Below are 2,047 nucleotides of genomic sequence, written 5' to 3' on the forward strand. Positions count from 1 at the left end.
CCCGCGGCGGCCCGCTCGGCACGCTGCCGCCGCCGGTCCAGCCACTGCCCCGCCCATGCGGGCGGAGCGTCCTGCGCGACCGGCACCGCGGCCTCCCCGGAGGCCCACAACAGCAGCAGCCCCAGCGCGTGCTTGCACGGGAACTTCCGGCTCGGACACGAGCAGTTGAAGCCCGGCCCGCCCTCCCCGGACAGATCCACCACCGTGCGGTACGGCGTGCTGCCGCTGCCGGAGCACTCCCCCCAGACCGCGCCCGCGCCCCCCTCCGGCCGGGCCCCCGCGCCCGACCACGGACCGGGCGCCGCGAGCTTGCTTCCTGCCTTGCGTGATGCGGCGTCAGGCGCCAGTGCGAGCACCGTCTCCGCCGTCCACCGTTCCCCCTGCGGATTCATGCCACAAACGCTAGGACCCCCCACTGACAATCGCCCTGACCTGCGGATTCGGCACGCCCCGGCCCATTGTCAGTGGGGTGGTGCAGGGTGGTTCACGCATCCCGGAACCGCACACCGAGGGGGACTTGTGACCGCGTCCGGAACCGAAGCCCAAACCCGATCCGAAGCCCTGCGCCCGCACGCGGAGCACGCCTTCGCCGGCGAGCTGAAGGCCCTCGCCGCCGCCGACGACCGGCCCCGCCCCGAGCGCTGGCGGCTCTCGCCGTGGGCCGTCGCCACCTACCTGCTCGGCGGCACCCTGCCCGACGGCACCGTGATCACGCCCAAGTACGTGGGACCGCGCCGCGTCGTCGAAGTCGCCGTCACCACGCTCGCCACCGACCGCGCCCTGCTCCTGCTCGGCGTGCCCGGCACCGCGAAGACCTGGGTCTCCGAGCACCTGGCCGCCGCCGTCAGCGGCGACTCCACGCTCCTCGTCCAGGGCACGGCCGGCACCCCGGAGGAGGCCATCCGCTACGGCTGGGACTACGCCCGGCTCCTCGCCCACGGCCCCAGCCGCGAGGCGCTCGTGCCCGGCCCCGTCATGCGGGCCATGGCCCAGGGCCTGACCGCGCGCGTCGAGGAGCTCACCCGCATCCCCGCCGACGTCCAAGACACCCTGATCACGATCCTCTCCGAGAAGACCCTGCCGATCCCCGAGCTGGGCGAGGAGGTGCAGGCCGTCCGCGGCTTCAACCTGATCGCCACCGCCAACGACCGCGACCGCGGCGTCAACGACCTGTCCAGCGCCCTGCGCCGCCGCTTCAACACCGTCGTCCTGCCGCTGCCCGCCACGCCCGAGGACGAGGTCGACATCGTCTCCCGGCGCGTCGATCAGATCGGCCGCTCCCTCGACCTGCCGTCCGTGCCCGACGGCACGGACGAGATCCGGCGCGTCGTCACCGTCTTCCGCGAGCTGCGCGACGGCGTCACCACCGACGGCCGCACGAAGCTCAAGTCGCCCTCGGGCACGCTCTCCACGGCCGAGGCGATCTCCGTCGTCACCGGCGGCCTCGCCCTCGCCGCCCACTTCGGCGACGGCGTGCTGCGCGCGGGCGACGTGGCCGCGGGGATCCTCGGCGCGGTCGTCCGCGACCCGGCCGCGGACCGGCTGATCTGGCAGGAGTACCTGGAGACCGTCGTCCGTGAGCGCGACGGCTGGAAGGACTTCTACCGCGCCTGCCGCGAGGTCTCCGCGTGACCGCCCCCGGCCCCGGCACCGCCTCCGGCCACGGCCCCGTCCTGCTGGGCATCCGGCACCACGGCCCCGGCTCCGCGCGGGCCGTACGGGCCGCCCTGGAGCAGTGCCGGCCCGCGGCCGTGCTCGTCGAGGGCCCGCCCGAGGCCGACGCGATCGTCCACCTCGCGGACGAGGAGGGCATGCGGCCGCCCGTCGCCCTGCTCGCCCACGCGGCGGACGACCCGGGCCGCGCCGCGTTCTGGCCGCTCGCCGAGTTCTCCCCGGAGTGGGTGGCCATCCGCTGGGCCCTCGCGCACGGCGTGCCCGTACGGTTCATCGACCTGCCGGCGGCGCACACGCTCGCACTGGGCGCGGACGACGGGGAGCGGCCCGACTCCGAGCCGGCCGGCTCCGGCGGCCCGCAGGCCGGGGCCCC

General features: G+C 75.8%; 3 protein-coding genes. 2 read left to right on the forward strand and 1 reads right to left on the reverse strand.

What is annotated here, in order from left to right:
• A partial coding sequence (locus B7P34_RS35785) for an SWIM zinc finger family protein (protein WP_146167039.1) occupies positions 1-392 on the reverse strand: 392 nt, incomplete at its 3' end.
• 127 nt (positions 393-519) lie between these two features.
• Between B7P34_RS35785 and B7P34_RS35790 the strand changes: the two genes are divergently transcribed.
• Both B7P34_RS35790 and B7P34_RS35795 read left to right on the forward strand, forming a co-directional pair.
• Positions 520-1,632 (forward strand): ATP-binding protein, encoded by a 1,113-nt coding sequence (locus B7P34_RS35790; RefSeq protein ID WP_106682269.1) that lies wholly within the window; start codon positions 520-522, stop codon positions 1,630-1,632.
• On the forward strand, positions 1,629-2,047 hold a 419-nt coding region (locus B7P34_RS35795; RefSeq protein WP_223268604.1), incomplete at its 3' end, for a DUF5682 family protein. The genes B7P34_RS35790 and B7P34_RS35795, both read left to right, overlap by 4 nt.

The sequence above is a fragment of the Streptosporangium nondiastaticum genome (genome assembly GCF_003011965.1).
In the GTDB taxonomy this organism is placed as follows: domain Bacteria; phylum Actinomycetota; class Actinomycetes; order Streptomycetales; family Streptomycetaceae; genus Streptomyces; species Streptomyces nondiastaticus.